Origin of the sequence: Bartonella acomydis (genome assembly GCF_039543025.1) — a bacterium.
Lineage (GTDB): Bacteria > Pseudomonadota > Alphaproteobacteria > Rhizobiales > Rhizobiaceae > Bartonella > Bartonella acomydis.
The window spans coordinates 1-1,236 of sequence record NZ_BAABIY010000021.1 but is presented as its reverse complement, the minus strand read 5'-3'; the positions used below and the strand labels follow the sequence as shown (position 1 = coordinate 1,236).

Here is a 1,236-nt window from a genome sequence, read left to right as displayed (position 1 = left end):
CTAAATATTCACTGTTTTCTTTAAATAATTTTTGTAGCAGATTTTTCTCTTCAAGCATCCGAAACGTATCGGTTAAGCCAATATGCTTAAATGGAATATAATCTCCCTTCATAAGACTATGATAGGTCGATTCAATGTTAATCGCTGCTATGTAATAAGCCAACAAGACAATCTCATTAGCATGGATATCATGACGGTATTTATATTCCATATCTTCTGGTTTGATGAGATTTGATTGTAAAAGCCGTGTGATAAAGGTACCAGTACCTGTGAAAGGGTCTAGAATAGAAACACCACGTGCCCCCAAGCTTTTTCCAAATTCATTGCGTAAAACATCATCAACAGAGTGAATGATAAAATCAACAACCTCAACGGGGGTATAAACAATGCCAAGCCTATCGGTGGTTTTCTTAAATGCCTTGGCAAAAAAACTTTCGTAAAGCTTGATAATAAGTTTCTGTTTTGCTTGGGGTTCGGTAATCCCTGCTGTACAGAACGTGATACTTTTATAAAATTTTTCTAGATCTTGTGCTTCTTTTTCAATATTTGTTTTATCGAGTTCAGTGAGTATTTTATCCATTGCTTGAGAAATAGCATTGTTTTGTACAAATTTATTACCATCAAACAAGGATGCAAACACGGGACGCGTTACAAGATGTTGTGCTAACATCTCAACAGCTTCTTCTTGTTTGATTTCACTGTTTACGTTGTTTTGTAATTCTTTATGAAAGGTATTAAAGGCAAGATAAGTTTCACTCTTTTCATCCACAAGCATATCTTTAAGACGGGTGATATGGTTTTGTGCAATCTCAGCAACATTGCCAGCCCAATTTTCCCAATAATCCGTGATTTTAAAACTATCCAGAAAAATGGCTTTGATAAAATCAACAAATTCAGAAGGAAGGGGTAATTCTCTTTGTCCTCCTCCATATGTCGATTTGAATTTGTTTGCTGCTGTTCCAATAGTGTGTACAGAACTTTCTGCTTTTGATTGTATCGAAACCCCATCAACTGTTGTGGTGAGTTCTTTTAATTCATCGGCACGCTTGACCTCTATAATCTCAATCGTATGACTGCTATCTTGCCCTAGCGACATTTGATTAATGGTTCGAGCCAGCCTTTCATCATGGGAATGTAAAGCATGCAAAACTTGCCAAACAACATGGTACTTCTTATTATTCCGTAAAGCTTTTTTGGCTTCTAGGTGTGAAGGAATGATAACCGGTAAAATGATAT

1 protein-coding gene is annotated in these 1,236 nt (G+C 36.2%); it reads right to left on the bottom strand.

Going from position 1 to position 1,236, the window contains the following annotated elements:
* A partial coding sequence (locus ABD909_RS05050) for an N-6 DNA methylase (protein ID WP_345096886.1) occupies nucleotides 1-1,236 on the bottom strand: 1,236 nt, incomplete at both ends.